This window comes from Photorhabdus aballayi, assembly GCF_026153155.1.
In the GTDB taxonomy this organism is placed as follows: domain Bacteria; phylum Pseudomonadota; class Gammaproteobacteria; order Enterobacterales; family Enterobacteriaceae; genus Photorhabdus; species Photorhabdus luminescens.
Genome location: NZ_JAPFCD010000070.1, coordinates 1 through 21,843 on the forward strand (window position 1 = coordinate 1; position 21,843 = coordinate 21,843).

The following is a 21,843-nucleotide window of genomic DNA, read 5'->3' on the forward strand; positions in this document are numbered from 1 at the left end:
CTGCTGATCCGCGCTGATAAACAACCCCTTCCCGGCCCGGATCGCTCCCCAGTCGTCGGTGCGCAACTCAAATCCTTCGCCGCGCTTGTTGGGATGCGGTCTTTGTCCGTCCACCAGATGGCCCAGATTGAGCTGGCTTTTCCCGCCATATTCGGTACTCAGTTTGATGTGCTCTTTTCCGCGATCGTCGTCCATCCGCAGTTTGTTGTTGGCCGGGGTGCGTAACACGTTGCGTCTGTAGTTGTAGAGGGTCACGTGGTCTTCATGCCGGGAGTCATGCAACGCATGGGCGATGTAGGGCCGGTCCGGGTTACCCTGCTCAAACGCGATCGCTACTTCCGTTCCCTGGATCAGCGGCCAGTGAAAACCGTGAGTTTTACCGGCATACGGCCGGGCTAAACGCACCCACAGGCTTTCGCCCCCCAGCGGCCATTCATCCAAATCAAAATCAAATTTGACGCGGTAGCGGCCCGTGATGTCGATATGGCCGTAGGTGTCGTTCGGCCAGTCGCTGGTCACCCGCGCCGGAACCGTACCGGCAATCACCGGCCGCTCTCTCAGCGCCGGCCGGTAGCTCAGGATTTCGCTGTAGGGAATGCCGCTAAAACTGACCAGATAGTTGCTGTCACGCCGGGCGCTGCTTCGCATGGCGACAATCAATACCCCCGCTTTTCCCACCGCGGCAGGTCTTTCCCCTTCCAACTCCAGCACTAAGCCGGGGACCAGCATCGGGGAGGAGCTTTTGCCGCTGATAAGATGCTGCCGGTACAGGTCGCGCTCGTGATGTAGACGGGCATAAAATCCCGCCGTTTCCGGCGCCGGTTGGATTTGTTCTCCCTTCTCAAGAAAGTTATCGCCATAACGGTAAACTTCACCAACTACGGTGGTATCCCGATCCCGGCCGACCTGATATTGCAGATCATTGCCCGCTTCCCGGTAGTTGTAGTCCCGCACCTTCACACTTTGCGTTACCACCTGATGTTCAACGTGCAAATCCCACACCGAGTCTTGGTCGTTGTGATTCATGCCCGCCGGGTCACGTAATGGTAAACGCACGTCGTACTGATAATTGCGCTGGTTATCCCCGAACCGCACCACTTCGATCCCCAGACGGCCGTCCATTTCGAAGCGATACCAGATCCCCACTTCCGCCAGAATGCGCTGGATAAAGTCCAGATCGCTCTCCTGCCACTGCACCACCAGCTCCCGCTTTGGGTAATCCCGCACCAGCGTGAACAGAAAATCCTGCCCGCGAAATTCGTGTCGTTCACGCAGGATCTTTTCCACAATTTCCGGGACCGACTGGTGCTGATAAATCCCGCTGCGCCGGGTATGGCGCAGCAACGCCAGATAGGGTTCCAGACAGACCTGATAGCGCGTTTCATCCGCCGAGGCGGCCAGCCGGTTAAACCGGGTGATGACGCCGTGTACTTTACGCACCTGTTCCGGGTTTTCCGGCGCCTGCAAGATAAACGTGGCCGGTTTGTTCAACATCGCCGCCGGGTCGATATCCCGGGTCGGGCTGGTGAAATCAATGGTGTAGCAATACGGGGCGCACAGGCGTTCTTCCCCGGTGAAGCTGAACACCTCCAGTTCGGCCTTGCAGCGCCGGATTTCAAGCCGGTAGCGGGCATGGCCCGGCAACACGGGTTTACTCGCCTGGCGCTGACGGGCGCGCAGCATTTTTCTGTCCATCAATGGTTTTCCTCCGATATCAGATAAAACGGTCGGTTCTCTCAGCGAAAAGGGCGTCCCACTTCTTCGATAAAGTGCCAATAGTTATAAGCGGTTATGTCAATTCAACTCCCGAAAATCCAACCGAATATATTCTCGGTTGTTAACCCTGATAAATGCGGGGAACAGTCAATTGATGCCGGTATTGCTTAATTGAGAGCTAACCAGAATAAAAATAATCGCGAAGGCATGTCATCTGCTCGCGAATTAATAGACTCATTAATTACCTATAGGGTGACTGAATAATTTACATCCTCCCTGCGGGTGAATATAAAGATCAAGTCTTTTTTTATCAAACAGCACAATTTGCTTAATACCAACGGCAAAATTCATCCTATTTAAACCAAATATAAACAGGATTTAATTTGTTTATATAAAAAGATTGCATTGATTTAAATAATATGAAATCAATTCACCTTTCTTATATTAATTTCGTTCAAAATCATTGAAATAAAGTCTATTTTTATATTATTTTCAACAGGTTAAATAATATCAAAAAAACCACCTTATGATTAATACTCACTATCATCAATATGCTACCGATGCGTAAAAAAGGAATGATTCTCAGTTATATTATGCGAATGAGAATAGATTGCATTATTTATGCATAACGCCATCGATAATATCCTCACCCTGCATGACAATCGTGGCAATCCCTTTCTCCGGTAAAAATACATCATTGTGTAACACAGCCATATATCGGTTGGCCCAACCTTGCCACTCTTCATTAATATATTGGCGTTCTTGACGCCAAAAACGAGATATTCCCAGCCGACAACCAAAGAGATTGAGCCGCAGTCCAAATGCAGCCAGCCATATTAGCCCCACCATACCAAAAATTATCCGCCATTGTTGCGACCTGATGTATCCAGAGCAGAACACATAGCAAGTCATACCGATGCAAACAATAATCATGCCTGAAACCAGCCAATGCCATAGGATTACGATGATAGCGTTATTCCAGCCCATACTTTTACCTTTATAGAAACCCTTTGAAATAATCTAAAACCACATAGAGAAAACAATATCTTATGGCACAGAATAAAATACCATTAACTCTACGTTGCTTAATTTTCTTTTTTAAGAATGATTCTCATTACTTTTCAATTAAATTAAATCGGCTCAAGCGTTTTTTAATAACACGTTACAAAGAAAACAATCTTTATTTCATGGGATTATCGACTGCCAGTAAATCGATCAATCGTCCACTTGAATCTGGTTGAACAGTAATATTTTTATATCGCCAATATCCTGCATATTTATTTGCATCAACATGCACCGAACCACCAGACCGATTTCCTTTTATAGAAATGTCAAATTCCGCTTCTCTCTCGTTAATACTGCCGGAAACAAACCAGCCTGCTTCTATTGGCTGGCCTAAAATATTTTTCACAACAGGATTACTTTGTGCCAGCGATAAAGCTTTTTTATATGGCTCCGAAGATTTCATTACGCCCATGACAATCATAAATGCACCTACGATGAAAACAGGAATAAACCAGACAATCATCAATTTCCATTTACGTGCCAACCAATTGCGTTTTTCAGTTACATTTTTTGCTTTCATCTCTTTAATACCTTTTCATTAGGGCAAAACCCTATGCACAGTTTCGTATAATTCATTTATACCCGTTATCTTTCAAGTTGCCTCTTTGTTGGCTGCACTCGCTCACCCCGGTCACATAGTTCTCTATGCTCCCGGGGATTCACTCCTTTGCCGTCGCGATGCACCTTGAAATCCATAGGGTATAACCATTACTTGTTTTTCCTCGATATCCAATGAAGCAACCGGTTCAGTATCAGTAAAAGCTAGGGTGATACCTTCTTCTTCGTCAAAACCCAACGTCACGCCAGCAGGTTTATTGTGCTGGGCCAGACGTTCCAACAACGCTTGTGATAACACCGGTAAAATTTGCTGGTTAAGCAGGCTGTCGATATTACGCGCTCCACTGTCCGGCAATAGACAAGCATTCACTAAGGTGTCGCAAAGGCTGCTTTCCACCGTGCAAGTCAGGCCGTAATGGCTATGAAGACGTCTAGTCACTTGTTCCAGTTTGATTTCAACAATGCGTCTGAGCGCATCAGCCTGTAACGGTCGGTAAATTACAGTCTGAAAGCGAGCCAACAGAGCTGGCTGGAAGTGATCACGCAGCATCGGATGTAGCAGCTCATGCAACACCGCGTTCGGGGCGTCAGGTTGTTGCGCCAATAACGCCATCAGTTGATCACTGCCCAGATTAGAGGTCATTAAGATTACCGTATGGCGAAAATCGATTTCACGCCCTTCGCCATCACGCATAAAGCCACGATCAAATACCTGATAAAACAGGTTAATGACGTCACGATGGGCTTTTTCCACTTCATCTAACAGCACCACACTATACGGGCGTTTACGTACCGCTTCCGTTAAGATCCCCCCCTGACCATATCCGACATAACCCGGTGGTGAACCTTTAAGCTGAGAAACGGTATGCGGTTCCTGATATTCCGATAGGTTGATAGTGATCAGTGAACGCGCTCCGCCAAACAGGTTATCCGCCAATGCCAGCGCGGTTTCGGTTTTCCCTACCCCACTCGGCCCAACCAACAGGAATACGCCCAATGGCCCCTGTTCCGGCGTCAATCCGGTTTTAGCGGCACGTAAACGTTGGGCGATTTCCCATAGCGCCGTCCCCTGACCAATAACTCGTTCCCCCAAATGCTGCTCCAAATGCAGCAAACCGGTCTGTTCATCTTTCAACAAGCTACTTAATGGAACGCCTGTCCAATCAGCGATCACTGTTGCTACCGAACGCACATCAACATCCGACGAGAGTAACGGCTGCCCTTGTTGTAGTGTCGCCAGTTGCTGTTGCAACAGGGCTATATCATGCTGACGACTGATGTCCTGCCGGGCATCGAGCAACTGTTGCGTGAGCTGTTTTTCCTGTTGATACTGTTTATCTCGCTGTTGTTGTTGTCGACACAGTTCATGGCGCTGCATGTCAATTTGTGCCAAACGGTCTGAATGATGGCCTTGCCCCAGTGCGATATCTTCCAAGATCGCCTGTTGTTCTATCTCAAGCGCAGTCAATTGGGATTGGAGTCGCGTCAATGCCTCCGGTACTGTATCCAAGCCCATCCTGACTCGCGCACTGGCGGTATCCAGCAGGTCTACCGCTTTATCCGGTAGCTGTCGCCCTGTCAGATAACGGCGAGATAAAGTAACAGCAGCTTTCACTGCATCTTCCTGAATATGTACACCATGATAGCGGGCGTAACGCGCTTTCAATCCACGCAGCATCAGGCAAGCTGTCTCATCGTCCGGTTCATCGACTTTGATCGTCTGAAAACGCCGCTCCAACGCAGCATCCCGTTCAAAATACTGTTTGTATTCCGACCAAGTGGTGGCGGCAATCGTGCGTAATTCCCCTCGGGCCAGCGCAGGTTTTAGCAGGTTAGCAGCATCAGCGCCCCCCGCCTGATTACCAGTACCAATCAGCGTGTGCGCTTCATCAATAAATAGCAGAATGGGGGCAGGCGACTGTTGTACCGCTTCAATGACGTTTTTCAGTCTCTGTTCAAATTCGCCTTTTACCCCCGCCCCTGCCTGCAATAAACCCAGATCCAGCATCCGCACGCTGACGGTTTTTAGGCTGTCAGGGACATTGCCTTCAACAATACGCAGCGCCAATCCTTCCACCAGCGCGGTTTTCCCTACTCCCGGTTCTCCCACCAAAATCGGGTTGTTTTTACGCCGACGCGATAGGATGTCGATCATCTGGCGGATTTCGCTGTCGCGACCAAATACCGGATCAATAACCCCCTCAGCGGCTCTGGCTGTGATATCCAACGTGAATTTGTCCAATACGTTCTGTAAAGCCGATGATAATGGCTGGCGATTAAGCACATATTTATCGGTGTCGCTATCCTCAATTTCAGCGATTGATCCATCCGCCGTCAGACTCGTCGCTACCTGTATCTCCGGGCGTTCGTCCGATTGTTGATCCAGCAATGGGCGCAAACGTTGTAGTTGCGTCACATTCAGGTTGAGTAACGGCCAGGTATGATGGATACGCAGCCAAGCCGGTTGGCCGCGCAGTACCTGCAAAAGATGTACCGAGCGAATAGATTCATTACCCTCTTCCAGAGAAGCGACACACCAGGCAACCTGTAGCAAACTACACAGGTCGCTCGATAACCGTGGGCGTTGATTAATGCTATGCGGCAAACGGTTAATCGTCGTCAGCAACGATTGCCACAACGCATCCATATCCCACTCATAACGTCGAGCAACCACCGTAATATCGCCTTCGCCGCCTTCAAGCAGCTTGAGCAACCAGTGTTCCACCGTGATTTCAGCATGTGCCCGTGTCTGGCAAAATGCAGCGGCAGCTTCCAATGCCCGCGCGCAATAAGAATTTAAGCGGCACAATAGTGCAGTACATACGGTATCCATATTAAAGTCCCAGTTGTCATTAAGAGGTTAGGCGGCATTCAACAAATGCCCCCATTCTCAGGTAAAAATTTATCTGTCTGGCGAGGTTTTCCCTGCCAGTTCTTCGTTTAACAAACACTTCATCCGCTGAATTAAATGCGTTGCCATACCCGCGTATGGCAGCCTGTTAGCGCGTTAGATCTGATTGCGCTCCCAAAGATCGTGTTTCTCTTGGTGATGGTTGGCAGGCGGCTACGCTCGGCGGCATTAGACTGATTTCAACCCTACGATTGACCGCACGCCCCGCAGCGGTTGTGTTGGTAGCGATCGGCCGCGTCGCGCCTTCGCCTTTTACGACAAGGCAAGCCGGTGATACGTCACTGGTTTGTAATATCCAATCTCGCACTGCTTTGGCCCGCGCCAGTGATAGCACGCTGTTTTTTGCAGCATCGCCGGTCGAATCAGTATGACCGGTTATCACCACCATCCAGCCCGGTTTAGCTTTAATGTCGATCAATGCGTTCACCAATACTTTGGCCGCTTCTGGCTTAAGACGTGACTGTCCAACGTCAAACAGCGACATGCTGCTCAGGTTCAATGTCTGCGGCAATGGCTTGCCGCTCTTTGGCACGGGAGGCGGAGATACCGGTAACACTGCATGGTTAATCACATCCATCAGCGGCGTATAAAGGCGATCGCCTAAATAAAGCCCCAACCCTAAGCGCATCGGTTCGCCGTCACGTTGATATTTCTCCAGCAATGTCGCATCAAGCTTAAGTTGATGGTAAGCCTGAACTTTCGCGCTATTATCTTTCACGTCAACTACCTGATAATGCTGTAAATCACTGCGTATCTGGCGCAACAAGCGCACGTTGTTCCAGGCACTAGCGGTCAACGCCAGACAGACAAACCCACTCAACAGGCCGATGCCCCAAATGACCGCTCGTCGGTGCGGTGTATGACCAGCATGATGCGGCAACAGGCGTAACATGGCATCGGGAAATGGCGATACGTTCACCGCCTCAGCAATGCTGTGGCTAATGCGGGGTAAGGTGGTACGATCGACCAGCCATTTCGTCCACAAGTTGTTTGCCTGCGGCGTTTGTGGCAAAAATGTCAACGCCATTGCAATCGGGTAACAAGGCTGGCTGGTCAACTCCGGTGATTGGCATTCGCCCAAGACGTTTTCCACCATCCAGCGTTGCCATGCCGCCACGACAATCGCCTGTTGTAAATGTGCAATGCGTTGCTGTGCATCCCCTTCAGTCAACCAGATATTCATCCCAACAGCGGCGTGTTTTTCTCCCCATACTGTCATTGTCGGGCTGTCTGCCTGTAGCTCGAACCACGGGCTGGTATCGCCATCAAGATAGCCTGCGATTAATACCGGTGTATGACGGGCGGTCAGTTGAGTAACACGATCAACCTGATAGCGAAATTCCCTGATCTTGGCCGTCATCACCGCATGATCGCGTTGCTGTTCAGGAAAGAGTGTTAATAGCACGCTGATCTGCTTACACCAATCAGGTCTGGCTGCAAGAATCGCTGCTACCAGTGCGTTCATTTCACTTTGTCTCGGCACGCAGATAAAACAGCCCTGCGGCGTGCAGCGTACCGGCTCTTCCGCAAACAACGCAGCCACGCTATCTCCGCAGGTTAGCACCACAGGCTGACGCCACGAGGCCGCAGGTAATGCCGTCAGCAAACGGCAAATGCTGGCGGTTTGATGGGACATGTCAGGTGTAGTACGTCCCACCCGCCACCAAGCAATCACCGCCACCATCAAGATCGCGGCCAACCACAATGCAACAGACACATTCCCTAACGGCAAGAAAAACAGACATAACAGCGCCGCCAGAATACAAGCTAATAGCCACAGCGCTCGTTTTAGTACGCAACTCAATTTGCTCTCCTTAGCCTTATCCAACAGACAAATATTGCCGAAGGTAGAGACGCAAACCGCACCACGCCAAAGTTACTCCGGCTACAGCCAAGCATCCCCAAAACCACGGAGATCGCGCACGCCAATATCGGTCCTGATAACAGTCTGCATGGGTACGTATCATCTGATGAGGCTTCACCGCCATTACCCCAGTACGATCAGTCAATATATCCAGTAATGACTGGCGTTCCTGAGAGATCTTTTCCCGATCGCCTCCCTGAAAGCCCAGTGCCAATATGCGCTGGAAACCCGCTAATACCAACAAAGAAGGTTGGGGTTGATTCAACACTTGACGTATGCGTTCAAACAGCCGTTCTCCCGCATGGTTGCTATTGCAAAATCGTGTCTGCAACGGCGTTTTCGACCAAGTTTCATAGCCGTTATCCCGCTCAGGGCGTCTGAGTACGGTTTCATCCAGCAACGCACACAAGGCATAGATGATGTGAGCCATGTTTTCTTCGCTGATACTACTTGTACTTAATCGCTGCCGTGCTTCTTCTACCAACTCAACCCCTTTTTGATATAACGCCTCACCGTGCAGCGATTTATCACCACTTTTTAGCGCAATCACTAACATCCCAATGTCAAGCATCAGGTCATCAATTAAGATCTCTTTATTCATGAACGTAATACCGCAAACAGTTCTAACTGAACGCCCGACAAGGTACCGGGCACATAGAAGGCGCAACTTCCTGCCTCCAACATGGCTTTTGCCATCGGGTTATTCAGATCGAAAGCAAAATATTGGTTTTCCAACCGCAACGGGATCGCCGCCGGTACATGGCTAAGCGGATGTAAAGGAATACCGCTCAATGACAGGTTAATCAGCCGCTCAACATCATCAGGCGCCCCCACTTTACACAGTTGCGGAAACTGGGTTTGTAGCAGATGCGCTGGCATCGACGACCGCACAGAGAGGTAGAAATCGGCCTCTTCGCACAATCGCCTATCATGAAGTGATGCTCTCCACTGATTTTCACGCACCACTTCCAGCTCGATCGAAACCACCCTTGATGGCAGACTCGCCTCAAGTAATGTACTGATAAGCCGGATCAATGGCGGGAAAACGTCACTTAGTTGGTTGTGTTGATAATCCGGGATCGCATCAAGATCGCTCTCCAGTGAAAAGGTTAACAATGCGCCTGCTAATTTCACCAATTCACGGTAGACGATCTCCGGGTGCAGTGCAGGCTCAGCGTTAAAATTATTCAACACCGGTTCATAGCTGTTAAGCGCATTCAACAACCAGAACAGTGACACATCCGCGACCGCAAAATCCGCCATGCGTTGATGGCTTTCACGGCGCATTCCCATCAGACGGGTGCGCTTAGCACGTAGCTGAGTCAACAACAGATCAAGCTGTTCCAACAATGGCGGATGAGCAGCAAAAGAGAGCAATGGCGGAACGAAACGATCATCCAGCATCCAACCACTTTGCCCGTCACGCACTAAGCGCGCCAGCGGGCATGTCAGATAAGCCTCATTCTGGTCATGCTGAAAGCGTAGGGAAATTGCATGGCGTTCAACCGCAATGGATTCACGCCCATCGCCGTACTTATCCTGTATCTCAATCCACTCTTGCTGATAACGTAGCGGCGGTTGCCCCGGCCCTACACTCTCACTACTCTGGCGGCAATTGCCGCCATTGGCATGCTCCAGCGGTAATGCCAGCAATACCTCAACAGCACGCATATCCGCCGACGCCGCCTGCTGTAAATCACAGGCGGCGGGCAGATTGTCAGCATAATCGGTATCAATCAGCGTCCCATCCTGTAAACGAACCTTAAGATGCTGAACTTTCAGGCGGTTTAAGCGCAGCGCCTCCTGATCAAACCGAATATCAAGTACTCCCCAAGGGTGAATCAACCCCAGGTGCGCAATACAATTGTTAGTCAATGCCTCCCAACGCGCTTGTTGCTGAAATTGTTGAGGGGCTAAAAAGGCGTCTTCAATCCAGAGAGGACGTAGAATTTTCATCATAACTCCCAATAAAATAATTACGATTTCGCTTTCGGCATCTGAGAAACCAGAGATAAATTGACGTCAATCCCTTCCACCTGAAAATGCGGTACCGCATACAGCTTGACTCGGAAGAATCCCGGGTTGTCATCAATATCCTCAACCACCACCTGTGCTTCACGCAGCGGATGAGATGCCTGCATGTCGTCAGTGGGATCATTCATCTCCGTGACCAGTGTGTTGATCCAGCTATTCAGTTCAATTTCGAGCAGACGCCGATCTTTAGTGGTGCCAATGTTTTCCCGCTGGATCAGCTTTAAGTAATGGGCGATGCGTGACAGCAGGAAGATATAGGGCAGACGCGCATTAATACGACTGTTGGCCGTGGCTTCGCCAGTGTCATACACGGCGGGCTTCTGCGTGGAGTGAGCAGAAAAAAAGCAGGCGTAACCGCGATTTTTGTAGTAAGAGAGCGGAATAAAACCCAAATTGGCGAATTCAAATTCACGGGTTTCCGGGATCTGCACTTCTGATGGGATCTTATCCCGATAACCGGTACCCAGATTATAGAGATGGATCGGTAAATCGGCGACAACACCACCGGCTTGCGGGCCACGAATCTGCACACACCAGCCATTTTTGACAAAACTCCTGACCATATTGGCGGCAAAAGCAAAAGCGGCATTGGTCCACAAATACTTACTGCGATCCGGCCCGCTCACCTCTTCGATATAATTAAACGTTCGCACCGGCACACTCTCCGGGCCATATGGCAGACGTCCCAACACTCTTGGCAGGGTGAGGCCTATATAACGGGCATCTTCGCTGTCACGGAAAGATTTCCACTGGGTGCATTCTGCGCGCTCAAAATAGTGACCAAGATCTTTCATCATCGCCACTTCATCCATGCTCTTTTTGCCAAAAAAGACTGGCGCGGCGGCAGTAATAAATGGCATATGCGACGCTGCCGCAACTTTGGCAATGTTGCGCAATAAAGTGATATCTTGCGATTCGGCACTAAATTCATAGTCGGCAATCACTGCGCCAATCGGCTCGCCGCCCGGTGTGTCATATTCCTGAATGTAAGTGTGGCGATAGAAACCGCTCTGAACAATTTCCGGCGCATCGTCAAAATCTTGCCGCAAATCATCCTTAGCTACATCCAACACGTCAATTTTGACGTTCTGACCGAGATCTGTTCGATCAACCAAAAATTTCAAACCTCGCCAGGCAGATTCCACTCGTTGGAATTCCGGTTGATGTATCAACACATCCAGTTGACAGCCAATTTTGCGATCCAATTCGCCGATCTCAAAATCCAGCAATGCTTTATCCAACTGTTCAACTTTTTGAGCGGAGTCTTTCAGCAGATCGAGAAGAACGCTAACCGCCGCCGTCACCCATTCATTCTCCGTCACACTAGCCAGAGCAGCTTTGTTATGAAAGTATGCAATATCACTCAATCGCTCCACCGGACGTAAATTGATTTTCTCAAACAAAGACGGGTAAACCCCACCTGCATGATGGTTGGCCGTCGCCACAGAAGATGTAGCCTGCTCTTGTACAGTCATTCAAATACCTTTACTTAAAATCTTGTGAAAAATAATGTGACAATGCACCGCCAGTATGTAGATCAAATTTAATATTAATACGCACCTTAGGAACTTCATTTTGAAAACTTGAGGTCACTGATGACGCCTTCCTTTACTACCAAAAACAAAATAAAAATATCATGGTCATGGCATGATAATTTACTGGAATAACATGCTTTATCAGATAGTTATGAATCGGTAATTAAACGGACACACAAATTATGAGGGAACGAATAATGGCATCTGAATTGACGAACTCTCTAACAAAATCGACCCATGCAAAATAACCACAACTTAATACGCATCCTAATACAGAATTACAGCAGTAAAACATCCAACAAAGAAAAATTTAATCTTATATAGATAATAAGAGGGATAACATCAACAGAAGTTAAACAAGACACAATTAAATAAAAATAAATGAAATCTAGGAAATTCTTAATGACATTTTATAACTAATTATAATTGTTACTATTTTCAATTCTTAATTTGTTTCAAATTGTAACAATATGTAATAATCAGTAAAAATAAGCGATAAATATCGAATAATTGTTATTATTGTTTCACGACTTTATTTAATATTTTTCCCCTAAATGATATTGATTATTAATTACATTATTCCTTATAGGGAGTTTTCCATCAAAAAGCGTATTAACATACACGCTATACATGGCAAATAATTTACATCATTCACCTGTTTAACCAGATTGACTCTTTATTACAATAATAGATAAATGAAATAGTTTAATAAGATAAATAGTGTATAGATAATCATTAGAGAGATAAGCGATTTCTACGCGTATCAGCATTTCGATAAGTTAATTATTAGTTCGAATAAAAACTTACTTGATAGTCAATCAAGTAAACTATCAATAATGTAATTAAAATACTGAACAACACGCGAAGAAATGCTCGCATTTCAACGGCTGTTTATTGATACAGAACTCTATCGCACATAACGCTATACCATTTCCAGATTAATATTATTATCATTAAATTCTAACGTTAGGATTTTATTTCCACCACCTCGATTATTACCAGGGATCTCTAATGCATCATCGTAACTAAATTCCCTATTTATGGAATATTTAACCGCATTTTCATTTGGTGGATTCCAATAATCCTGAAATATCCAAATATTAAATCTGAATTCAGATCTCAATCCCCTTTCCGTATAAATATGAATTGCTTTATTAAGTTCATATTTATCACCTATCCAGGGAGCCCATAAATCGCCATGCCATTCAGACATCTTCTCCACAGAAAAATTTTTCCTGGCAACATAGCCATGTTCAACAACAACTTTACAAGGCATTTTATTATAAATAGATTTAATATTTGTCACTCCCGCGATAATATTAATGGCTGGTTTATTATGAGTGTTATTTGATTTTCGTTCCATTTTATTCACCTATATCAATTAGTAAGTTCAATAATAATTATGATAGGATTTATAATAACTTCATCCTTTCGCACACTGTCATCCAGCATTGACCAAAATTATCCTTATAACATTAATTTCCTCCGGTGACATTACACTTCAAACAACATTTAACTCTTACTAATCACGCTAGTATTCTTATATCAATGATTAGCCTTAAATTCAAATATAGCGCAAAATCGCTATTTTACCATTAAGGCTAGATCACATATCTATCGTTATTTTCCCTTAACTGTTACGCTAAGCATTATTCATTAAATTTTTCGTCCCACTTTTCATCACCTGAGCTAATTTCATTACATATATAGGTAATATCAGGGCGCTAACCATAGTCAGTATGAAAATAGGCCGCACATTTTCAGCAATAATCTCCTTACCGTCTAAGAAGATAGAGGAGAAAAAGAACACCACACCGGCGCCTAAATTGGAAAATGCCATCTGAAGGGCGCCAAAACCTGCACGGTTTTCAGGTGTCGAAGCATAAGAAGCAAGTACGTTTGCCGCCATCACCTGCACATAAGTTGCAAACATAAAAAGTGAGAAGAAAACATATCCATCTACTTTTCCCGTCAATCCTAGAAAGATATTGACAATAAATAAAGTCGCCGCAGCAATGGTAATTCGCTGAGGAGGATATTTATCGCAAAGCTTCCCGGTTAAATAAGTACCCAACCAGGACGCAATACCACCGCAAAAGAATACCAGTGAAACCTGATTTTCCGGGATATAAAACACATTGGTTAATAACGGAGCAAGTATCGGAATAAGCATGAAGGGACTAAAATTACTGACACCACTTGCCATTCCAGCTAATGTTATTTTTTTGGTCAGCACAATTTTGTTCTGACTACTTTTTACTTTCTCTGCTCCTGGAATAAACAAGAGGATTAGAGGTATACTCACGATGCATAAAATAACGATCAATAAAAAGGAGACTTTCCAGTTAAAACTCTCGGCCAAATATAAGCACAATGGTATACCTAAAATGCTAACGAATGAAAAAGATGAAAACGCAATTGCCAACACCCTTCCTCGCATACTTTCCGGGGAGTTATTCAGTAATATCCCAATACCTACTCCCAATGTCACACCACCAAACAGACCGGCAATGATACGTAACAGAATAAGTTGGTATGGTTCCGAAGAGAAAATCGTCAGGAACGTAATCAGGCCGAGAAACAGTGTGTTTAAAATGAGAACCTTTCTTTTATTAAAGCGATCAATAAAGAAAAAGGATGTCAGGCCAGAAAATACCGAGGAAAAAACATAAACACCCGCAATAACTCCGGCCATCGTAACAGGCATGTGAAAATCTTTCGACATATAAACAAAAAGCGGAGTTACCATCATGTACTCTAATGCATTAATAAATTGAACTAATGCAACAACCATCGCAATAACAACTATATTATTAGTTCCAACTACCTGATTATTTCCAATTAACTTCGACATTATGAGTTCCAATTCCTATTGGCTTAAATTTCATCGACGTGGTAAGCAATTTACATCACATACAGAGCAAAAAAAAGCGCCGTGTAGCATCACTATGAACGTCTAGCGTAGCCAAGCTTGATGTGGCGCTGATAGCAGCAAAACAGAATCATCAAGTCATGGCAATTTCCAGGCTCTGTTCATTGTTAGGAGTAAGTCACAAATGCTCGGCCTTTCTCCCATCATCTTATGATTGATACTCTATTGGTGGGATTACTATCTCTATTAAGAATCATAAAAAGCAAAATACCTTGCTGACCCCTGAAGCAATTTAAAAGGTTATGCAACAATAGCATGATGAAATTAGAGATATATCAATGATTAGCAATAAATAACACATCCTCTGGAGAGATCATGGCAAATATACTTAAATATGGCGATACCGTAAAAATATTAAATAGTTTCAGAAACTGGGATGGCGGATATCTTAGTGTATATGGAACGAGTGGTATTTCAGATGGAAAACATTCTGTGATAACCACCACGGCGGCAGGAAAATTCTGGCGGATTGAATCAGGAACAGGCAAACCTATCGGCAGTGAAGTCATTAACAATGATACTATTTTACTGCATAATCTTTATCAATGTGATGGCGGCTACTTAGGACATTATCAATCCTCAAGTCAACAGGTTCCAGAAGGTGAAATATACCCGATACACACATCAGATAAAAACATTCGTCCAGAAACCTTAGAGTGGATTATTTATTCTGACATGCCATCTATAGATGGGAAAATCAAAGAAGATGAAAGCATTACGCTGTACAACCGATGGGGAACCAGAGGCTTTCTTGATACCAATGGTTGGGTTGGCATTCCTGAAACAGTATGTCATGTATATACTTCTGCTAATAACCTCCGCAAACCTTATACCGGCCTGTGGAAAATGACACAAGTTAAAGATCCTTGTCTCCCGGTTACCAAACCTTCCAATTGTGCTGGAGAATGCGGCACTAGTGACGGCGGTAAATATTGCTTCCAGATACCTCAAAGTATTCGATTTGGTCTGATAGCTTATACGAATACAATTATCCATCAACAAACAGTAAAAGTGTATATTGACGATCTTCTGGTAGATACATTAACCGGCAAAGCAACAGAGACTAAAGCCTATACATCCGGTACAGGTAAAGTCTGTATTGAAATTATCGGGGATGGCAAACCTTGTAAACTCCGTTACGCCTATAATACCCTCGATGGAAAACCCGGCTCAGTCATTATTGGTGCTGAAAATGATTCCAATAATAATTACAACGATAGTGTAGTCGTATTGAATTGGCCTCTGGTGAATTAATTAAAAACACCCTGTTAATTTCATTATAAAAATCATTAATAAATTAAAGCGGTATTATGCCGCTTTTTATATAAAAACATTATCAAACTAATATATTTTTAATATGTTATTGTTAAAACACAAAAATAAAACAAAAAATAGTGTTTTTCATCTTAACTATATAATATGAATATTATCCCTTAGTATATATTTATATTTTTGAAAACAAACAACATCATTAAATCAGTAAACAATCTATTAATATATAATATTGCCACAATCTATCTTTTCCATTAATTTTTATAGTGTAAATTTTTCTGTTTCACCATATAGTCTTAATATCATTATTGCTATTCTTTATCTATGAACAGGAAATTTAACAAATATGAAAAATTAATAAAAAACTCAAAAACCATGAAGGATATACATTAATGAACCTACATGTCTATTTATTCCTTAATGCAGATAACGGCAGATATAATGACACATTACGTAAAGTAGATACAAACTACCCTAAACCTATCAGTAATGATTGGCCCGATCTTCCGGTAGAATTCCAACAACATATTGACGATGTAATTAATTTAAATGGTTATTTATATTTTTTTAAAGGCTCGCAATATGTTAAATTCGATATTGCAAAAGCTAAAGTAACTGATGGCCCCAAATTTATTGTAGATGGCTGGCCCGGATTGAGAGGAACCGAATTCGAAAATGGAATAGATGCAGCCATAGAATTAACAACAAATAGCGTTTGCTTCTTTAAAGGTAGTGATTGTATTGATTATACCGTAAACTCTCACACAATTAAGCGAAAATCTATCTCAGACAGATGGGAAGTAACAAAGAAATACACGGCATTTAGTAAAAACCTGGACGCTGCGACATGGAGAATAAATTCTTTAATTGCTTTCTTCAAAGACAATCATTATATCGTATTTAATCCACAATCAAACCCTGTATATGGGCCGGCCCCTGTCACTAATTACACCGGTGGGGCCTTCAAAACAACTCAAGCAGCAGTATTGATTGACACCGATTTATTAGGCAGTGACCGAGGCAATAGTGGCAGCTGTAGCGGAACATGTGGCACTAATAATACTGGTAAACACTGTTTCCAGTTACCTCAAAGTATTCGATTTGGCTTGATAGCCTATTCTAATACCGATATTCATCGGCAAACGGTAAAAGTCTATATTGACGATCTGCTGGTAGATACACTAACCGGCAAAGGAACAGATAATCTGATGGCGACTAAAGCCTATACATCCGGTACAGGCAAAGTCTGTATTGAGATTGAAGGAGATGGCAAACCCTGCAAACTTCGCTACTCCTATAATACTCTCGATGGAAAACCGGGGACAGCGACTATCGGTGCTGAAAACGGTACCAAGAGTAACTACAATGACTGCGTCGTGGTATTAAATTGGCCATTGGTGTGAATTAAGAATTTCTTAGTGAGTTCTATTTTAGGTAAAAATAAAACCATCAATAAATTAAAGCGGTATTATGCCGCTTTTTATATAAAAACATTATCAAACTAATATAATTTTAATATGTTATTGTTAAAACACATAAAAAATAATGTTTTGCAACTTAATCTCACAATATAAAACTTATCTCTTAGTATATATTTATATTTTTGCAAAAAAACAACATTATTAAATCAATAAATAACTCATCAATATATAATATTGCCATAATCTATCTTTTCCATTAGTTTCTATGGAGTAAATTTTTCTGTTTCGTCAAATAGTATTGATGTCACTATTGCTATATTTTATCTATGAACAGTAAATTTAATAAATATGCAAAATAAATTATAAATTTAAAAACTATGAAGGATATATATCAATGAACTCAAGCGTCTATTTATTCCTTAATGCAGATAACGCGAGATATAATGAGATATCAAAAAAACCAGACATTAACTATCCTAAACCTATCAGTAACGATTGGCATAACTTGCCTGTCGAGTTTCAAAGAAATATTGACGATGTGATTAATTTAAATGGTTATTTATATTTTTTCAAAGGCTCTCAATATGTTAAATTCAATATCGCCAAAGCTAAGGTAACTGATGGGCCTAAGTTTATCTCAGAGGGATGGCCAGGACTGAAAGGAACCGAATTCGAAAATGGGATAGATGCAGCCACAGAATTTACAACAAATATTGTTTGCTTCTTCAAAGGCAGTGATTGTATCGATTACGCTGTGAATTCACATACGATTAAACGAAACTCTATCTCAGCCAGATGGGGCATTACAAAGAAATACACAGAATTCAGTACCAATTTAGATGCGGCTGTACAGAGAATATATTCTCGTATTGATCTCTTCAAAGGAGGTAATTATATCCGGTTTAACCTAAAATCGAATGCTATTGATTATGGACCGGCTCCCATTTCTCATTATACCGGAGGTCCATTCAAAAAAATTCAAGCAGCAGTGTCAGTTGATCCCGATTTATTAGGCAGTGACCGAGGCAATAGTGGGGGTTGTGGTGGAATATGTGATACTAATGACACCGGTAAACACTGTTTCCAATTACCTCAAAGTATTCGATTCGGCCTGATAGCCTATTCTAATACCGATATTCATCGGCAAACGGTAAAAGTCTATATCGACGACCGTCTGGTAGATACATTAACCGGTAAAGGAACAGATAATCTGATGGCGACTAAAGCCTATACATCCGGTACAGGTAAAATCTGTATTGAAATTACAGGGGACGGCAAACCTTGTAAACTCCGTTACGCCTATAATACCCTTGACGGAAAACCCGGCTCAATCATTATTGGCGCTGAAAATGGTACCGAGGGCAATTATAATGATAGCGTGGTGGTATTAAACTGGCCCCTAACATGAAAATGATTAGGAAACATTAGTCAGCAATAAGTAAAAATTAAATTCCCTTGAACAACTTCACATTTTTAAAATAATTCAGAGAATATCCTGTTCTCTGGATTATTTTATCGAATTAACCGAAAAATCTCCCCATGAATAGCCAAGTTCTAAACTTTGGGAAGATATTCAATCAATAAAATGTATCTGCTCTCCCTTCCGCCAGGTTCTGTCGGGTTCACTTCAAAATCCTTGCATCATACAATATTGGCTCAAGAGCCGACAAAAATGTTTAAACAAACTTTTGGCTGTGTTTGTTTCGTTTATAACGTGACTTAAATACGGCATCCAATATTTATATTGAAGGGTGAAAATATTCTCAAGCTAATTATTTATTTGTGGCGGCAGGGAATATTGACACGTTCAACGCTTGTAATAAGCAATGTAAGACTAAAGCAATTTCATATTGCTATGCTACTGTCAATAACGACAAGAATCACGTTGCTTTAGTCTGGTGAGTTTCAACTCATCAAAAAATGACCTTGTAGGAGAGATACAGTGAGTAACCATTATGATGTTTTGATTATTGGCGCTGGTATTGCGGGCATTGGTACAGCATGTCATTTAACAAAGAAATGTCCTGATAAGACGTTTATTATCTTAGAACGTCGCCAGACAATAGGCGGTACTTGGGATTTATTTCGCTATCCGGGCATTCGCTCAGATTCAGATATGATGAGCTATGGCTATAAATTCCGCCCCTGGACAGACACCAGTATTTTTGCCGATGGGCCTTCAATTAGAAGTTATATTGATGCAACAGCAAAAGAGTATGAAATTAATGACAAAATACAGTTTGGACTAAAAATCACGCATACTGACTGGTCCAATGCGACTCGCCAGTGGACCGTTACCGCGGTTGACGAAATCAATGGGGAAACTCGGCAATTTACCTGTCGTTTTCTCGTCGCTGCAACCGGTTATTATAACTATGATGAACCTCATTTACCTAAATTCCCCGGCATTGAAGATTTTAAAGGCCCGGTAATTCACCCTCAACACTGGCCTGAAGAATTGAATTACAAAGGAAAGCGGGTTGTTGTGATTGGTAGTGGAGCGACAGCAGTGACTTTACTTCCAGCAATGGCAAATGATACTGCACATATCACGATGCTACAGCGCTCTCCGAGTTATATTCTGTCAATCCCTGGAAGAGATAAGATAGCAGAGTTCTGCAAAGGCATTATTCCACAGCGCTGGATTTACACATTGAGTAGAAATCGCAATCTCTTTCTACAGCGCTTAGTTTATAAAACGAGTCGACATTTACCTAATTTATTGAAATCATTTTTGCTGTCATCTGCTCGCAAACGCGTCGGCCCAGATTTTGACATGAAGCACTTGACGCCAAAATATATGCCGTGGGATGAACGGCTCTGTTTTATTCCCAGTAATAACCTATTTAAGGTACTGAAAGAAGGTAAAGCCTCTATCGTTACTGACAATATTGAACGCATAACTGAAAACGGTATTTCATTACAATCCGGCAAGGAATTACCAGCGGATATTATTGTTAGCTCTACTGGACTGCAATTACATTTTCTTGGCGGAGTTGAACTCTCTATTGATGGGCAAAAGCAACAAGGTCATGATCGCATGCTTTATAAGGGCACGTTGATACAGAATGTCCCTAATTTTGCCTGTCTGTTTGGTTATATCAATAACGCCTGGACGTTGAAAGTTGATCTATCTGCGGATTATATCTGCCGTTTGTTGAACGAGATGGATCGTCGTGGCGCTACAGTCGTGACACCACACGCTCAGCCGGGTGAGATGCAGGAGAACGAACATATTTTTAGCGCCTTGCAAGCTGGTTATGTAAAACGTGCAGAAGACTTACTTCCTCGTCAGGGACGCAGTTCAAACTGGCAGGTTCCGCATGATTACAAAAAAGATAAACAAGTTTTAGGACAACCTGTAGATGATGCGGGTTTGAAATGGACATAACCGCACGAAATTAATAATTATCTGAAATGGGGATAATCTACTTATCCCCAATACCATAAAACTAATGGTTCGTTATTACCCATCTCTTCGATAACCAAGAAAAAACCAGCCCAGATATCGCGCCAAAAATATGGCCTTCCGTTGAAATATTCGTTTGCCACGGTAACAAGCCAAACACAATCCCACCATAATATACAAACACGAGAATCGCAAAGAAGAAATCTTTTACTCTTCTCAGGAAAAAAGCGTTAGCCAGCAGCAATCCCCATAAACCAAAAATCCATCCGCTGGCACCAATATGAATAGCCGAACGTCCAAATAACCAAACTAATGTTCCGCCCACAAAGATAATAAACAAGCTGGCTATCACATAATAACGAATAGAATGGGCCATCAATAACGCACTCAATACTAATAATGCGGGGAGATTGCTGAACAAATGCCCCCAGCTACCATGTAAGAATGGAGATAATGGAATACCAATTAACCCTTGAGCGTGTCGGGGAATGATGCCGAAATGACTTAGTGCGCCACCGGTTAAAGTATCAAATAATTGGATTATGATCAGTATTGCTGCTAATCCTATTAGCATATGAAAGCGTTGTTTTAGCCCTGTTTTCACTGTGTTGTTGCCTTATGATTTATTGGAAATCAAAATGAACTTTGTCTCAATAAAGGTATTATTGTCAAAGTTGACACTACGACAACCACTATATCCCGAAAGTTTGGAATTTAACAGTTTTGATGTAAAAACTAAATTCTATTTTGACACAACCAATTCGGTTTGGTGATAAAAAACAATCATAAATAACTTATATGGACACCCACTCTTTTTATTCTCTGCTATTCATGTAGGGGGATGAATTTAAAAACGTTTTCACTTTCTCAAGCAACTGCCACATATACTGACAGCCATGATTTCGTGTCACCGTTTCATGCAAGGATTGCCACAGACGCTCAATTTTATTCAGCCGGAGAGAATAAACAGGTAAAAACAATAGGTTAAATTTAGGATGACGGGCCAACCAATCACTGACCTGTCGGCTTTTATGGATACAGTAATTATCCAAAATCAATGTGAGAGTTTCAGCATGAAAATAATGTTTTTGGTTTTTCCTAGTATCACTATAGTTTCTATTGCCCT

Annotated in this window: 16 protein-coding genes and 1 pseudogene; 4 read left to right on the forward strand and 13 right to left on the reverse strand. The window is 43.3% G+C overall.

What is annotated here, in order from left to right; genetic code table 11:
* The 11 genes and pseudogenes from OO184_RS22230 to OO184_RS22280 form a co-directional block, all read right to left on the reverse strand.
* Positions 1 to 1,695: type VI secretion system Vgr family protein (locus OO184_RS22230; protein ID WP_265381047.1), on the reverse strand; the 1,695-nt coding region annotated here is incomplete at its 3' end.
* 636 nt (positions 1,696 to 2,331) lie between these two features.
* Positions 2,332 to 2,703, reverse strand: a complete 372-nt coding sequence (locus tag OO184_RS22235) for a hypothetical protein (protein WP_265381048.1) — start codon at positions 2,701 to 2,703, stop codon at positions 2,332 to 2,334.
* A 193-nt stretch (positions 2,704 to 2,896) separates the two neighbouring features.
* Positions 2,897 to 3,301 carry a cytochrome c oxidase assembly factor Coa1 family protein gene (locus OO184_RS22240; RefSeq protein WP_265381049.1) on the reverse strand — a complete coding sequence of 135 codons (405 nt, stop codon included), beginning with the start codon at positions 3,299 to 3,301 and terminating at the stop codon, positions 2,897 to 2,899.
* A gap of 123 nt (positions 3,302 to 3,424) precedes the next feature.
* The gene (tssH, locus tag OO184_RS22245) at positions 3,425 to 6,172 is read right to left on the reverse strand and encodes a type VI secretion system ATPase TssH (RefSeq protein ID WP_265381050.1); all 2,748 of its coding nucleotides are present in this window, start codon (positions 6,170 to 6,172) and stop codon (positions 3,425 to 3,427) included.
* Positions 6,173 to 6,338: 166 nt separating this feature from the next.
* Positions 6,339 to 8,054, reverse strand: coding sequence for an OmpA family protein (locus OO184_RS22250; RefSeq protein ID WP_265381051.1), 1,716 nt, complete (start codon positions 8,052 to 8,054; stop codon positions 6,339 to 6,341).
* A gap of 16 nt (positions 8,055 to 8,070) precedes the next feature.
* Positions 8,071 to 8,715, reverse strand: coding sequence for a type VI secretion system protein TssL, short form (gene tssL / locus OO184_RS22255; protein ID WP_265381052.1), 645 nt, complete (start codon positions 8,713 to 8,715; stop codon positions 8,071 to 8,073).
* Positions 8,712 to 10,070 carry a type VI secretion system baseplate subunit TssK gene (tssK, locus tag OO184_RS22260; RefSeq protein WP_265381062.1) on the reverse strand — a complete coding sequence of 453 codons (1,359 nt, stop codon included), beginning with the start codon at positions 10,068 to 10,070 and terminating at the stop codon, positions 8,712 to 8,714. The genes tssL and tssK overlap by 4 nt, the downstream gene beginning before the upstream one ends.
* 20 nt (positions 10,071 to 10,090) lie before the next feature.
* A complete protein-coding gene (gene tssC / locus OO184_RS22265; RefSeq protein WP_265381053.1) occupies positions 10,091 to 11,623 on the reverse strand; it encodes a type VI secretion system contractile sheath large subunit in 1,533 nt (510 codons plus the stop codon).
* A gap of 43 nt (positions 11,624 to 11,666) precedes the next feature.
* Positions 11,667 to 11,741, reverse strand: a pseudogene (locus OO184_RS22270) (type VI secretion system contractile sheath small subunit); the annotation flags it as partial.
* Positions 11,742 to 12,605: 864 nt separating this feature from the next.
* Positions 12,606 to 13,046, reverse strand: a complete 441-nt coding sequence (locus tag OO184_RS22275; RefSeq protein ID WP_265381054.1) for a hypothetical protein — start codon at positions 13,044 to 13,046, stop codon at positions 12,606 to 12,608.
* Between the two features lie 279 nt (positions 13,047 to 13,325).
* Complete coding sequence (locus OO184_RS22280; protein WP_265381055.1) at positions 13,326 to 14,549, reverse strand: MFS transporter; 1,224 nt, start codon at positions 14,547 to 14,549, stop codon at positions 13,326 to 13,328.
* Positions 14,550 to 14,930: 381 nt separating this feature from the next.
* Here OO184_RS22280 and OO184_RS22285 point away from each other — a divergent pair, with 381 nt between their 5' ends.
* From OO184_RS22285 to OO184_RS22300, 4 genes are all read left to right on the forward strand, one after another.
* On the forward strand, positions 14,931 to 15,869 hold the full coding sequence (locus OO184_RS22285; RefSeq protein WP_265381056.1) for a fucose-binding lectin II: 939 nt from the start codon (positions 14,931 to 14,933) through the stop codon (positions 15,867 to 15,869).
* 410 nt (positions 15,870 to 16,279) lie between these two features.
* The gene (locus OO184_RS22290; RefSeq protein WP_265381057.1) at positions 16,280 to 17,290 is read left to right on the forward strand and encodes a fucose-binding lectin II; all 1,011 of its coding nucleotides are present in this window, start codon (positions 16,280 to 16,282) and stop codon (positions 17,288 to 17,290) included.
* A 412-nt stretch (positions 17,291 to 17,702) separates the two neighbouring features.
* Entirely contained in the window at positions 17,703 to 18,716 is a 1,014-nt protein-coding gene (locus tag OO184_RS22295; protein WP_265381058.1) for a fucose-binding lectin II, read from the forward strand.
* A gap of 534 nt (positions 18,717 to 19,250) precedes the next feature.
* Positions 19,251 to 20,699 carry a flavin-containing monooxygenase gene (locus tag OO184_RS22300; protein WP_265381059.1) on the forward strand — a complete coding sequence of 483 codons (1,449 nt, stop codon included), beginning with the start codon at positions 19,251 to 19,253 and terminating at the stop codon, positions 20,697 to 20,699.
* Between the two features lie 61 nt (positions 20,700 to 20,760).
* On the opposite strand, the gene OO184_RS22305 is transcribed toward OO184_RS22300, so the two are convergent.
* Both OO184_RS22305 and OO184_RS22310 read right to left on the reverse strand, forming a co-directional pair.
* A complete protein-coding gene (locus tag OO184_RS22305) occupies positions 20,761 to 21,321 on the reverse strand; it encodes a rhomboid family intramembrane serine protease (RefSeq protein ID WP_265381060.1) in 561 nt (186 codons plus the stop codon).
* A gap of 211 nt (positions 21,322 to 21,532) precedes the next feature.
* A partial coding sequence (locus tag OO184_RS22310; RefSeq protein ID WP_265381061.1) for a transposase occupies positions 21,533 to 21,843 on the reverse strand: 311 nt, incomplete at its 5' end.

Excerpts from the sequence above, each read along its gene's own strand:
- OO184_RS22235 (WP_265381048.1), bottom strand. The coding sequence starts at position 2,703 with ATGGGCTGGAATAACGCTATCATCGTAATCCTATGGCATTGGCTGGTT.
- OO184_RS22240 (WP_265381049.1), bottom strand. The coding sequence starts at position 3,301 with ATGAAAGCAAAAAATGTAACTGAAAAACGCAATTGGTTGGCACGTAAA.
- tssH (WP_265381050.1), bottom strand. The coding sequence starts at position 6,172 with ATGGATACCGTATGTACTGCACTATTGTGCCGCTTAAATTCTTATTGC.
- tssL (WP_265381052.1), bottom strand. The coding sequence starts at position 8,715 with ATGAATAAAGAGATCTTAATTGATGACCTGATGCTTGACATTGGGATG.
- tssK (WP_265381062.1), bottom strand. The coding sequence starts at position 10,070 with ATGAAAATTCTACGTCCTCTCTGGATTGAAGACGCCTTTTTAGCCCCT.
- tssC (WP_265381053.1), bottom strand. The coding sequence starts at position 11,623 with ATGACTGTACAAGAGCAGGCTACATCTTCTGTGGCGACGGCCAACCAT.
- OO184_RS22275 (WP_265381054.1), bottom strand. The coding sequence starts at position 13,046 with ATGGAACGAAAATCAAATAACACTCATAATAAACCAGCCATTAATATT.
- OO184_RS22285 (WP_265381056.1), top strand. The coding sequence starts at position 14,931 with ATGGCAAATATACTTAAATATGGCGATACCGTAAAAATATTAAATAGT.
- OO184_RS22290 (WP_265381057.1), top strand. The coding sequence starts at position 16,280 with ATGAACCTACATGTCTATTTATTCCTTAATGCAGATAACGGCAGATAT.
- OO184_RS22295 (WP_265381058.1), top strand. The coding sequence starts at position 17,703 with ATGAACTCAAGCGTCTATTTATTCCTTAATGCAGATAACGCGAGATAT.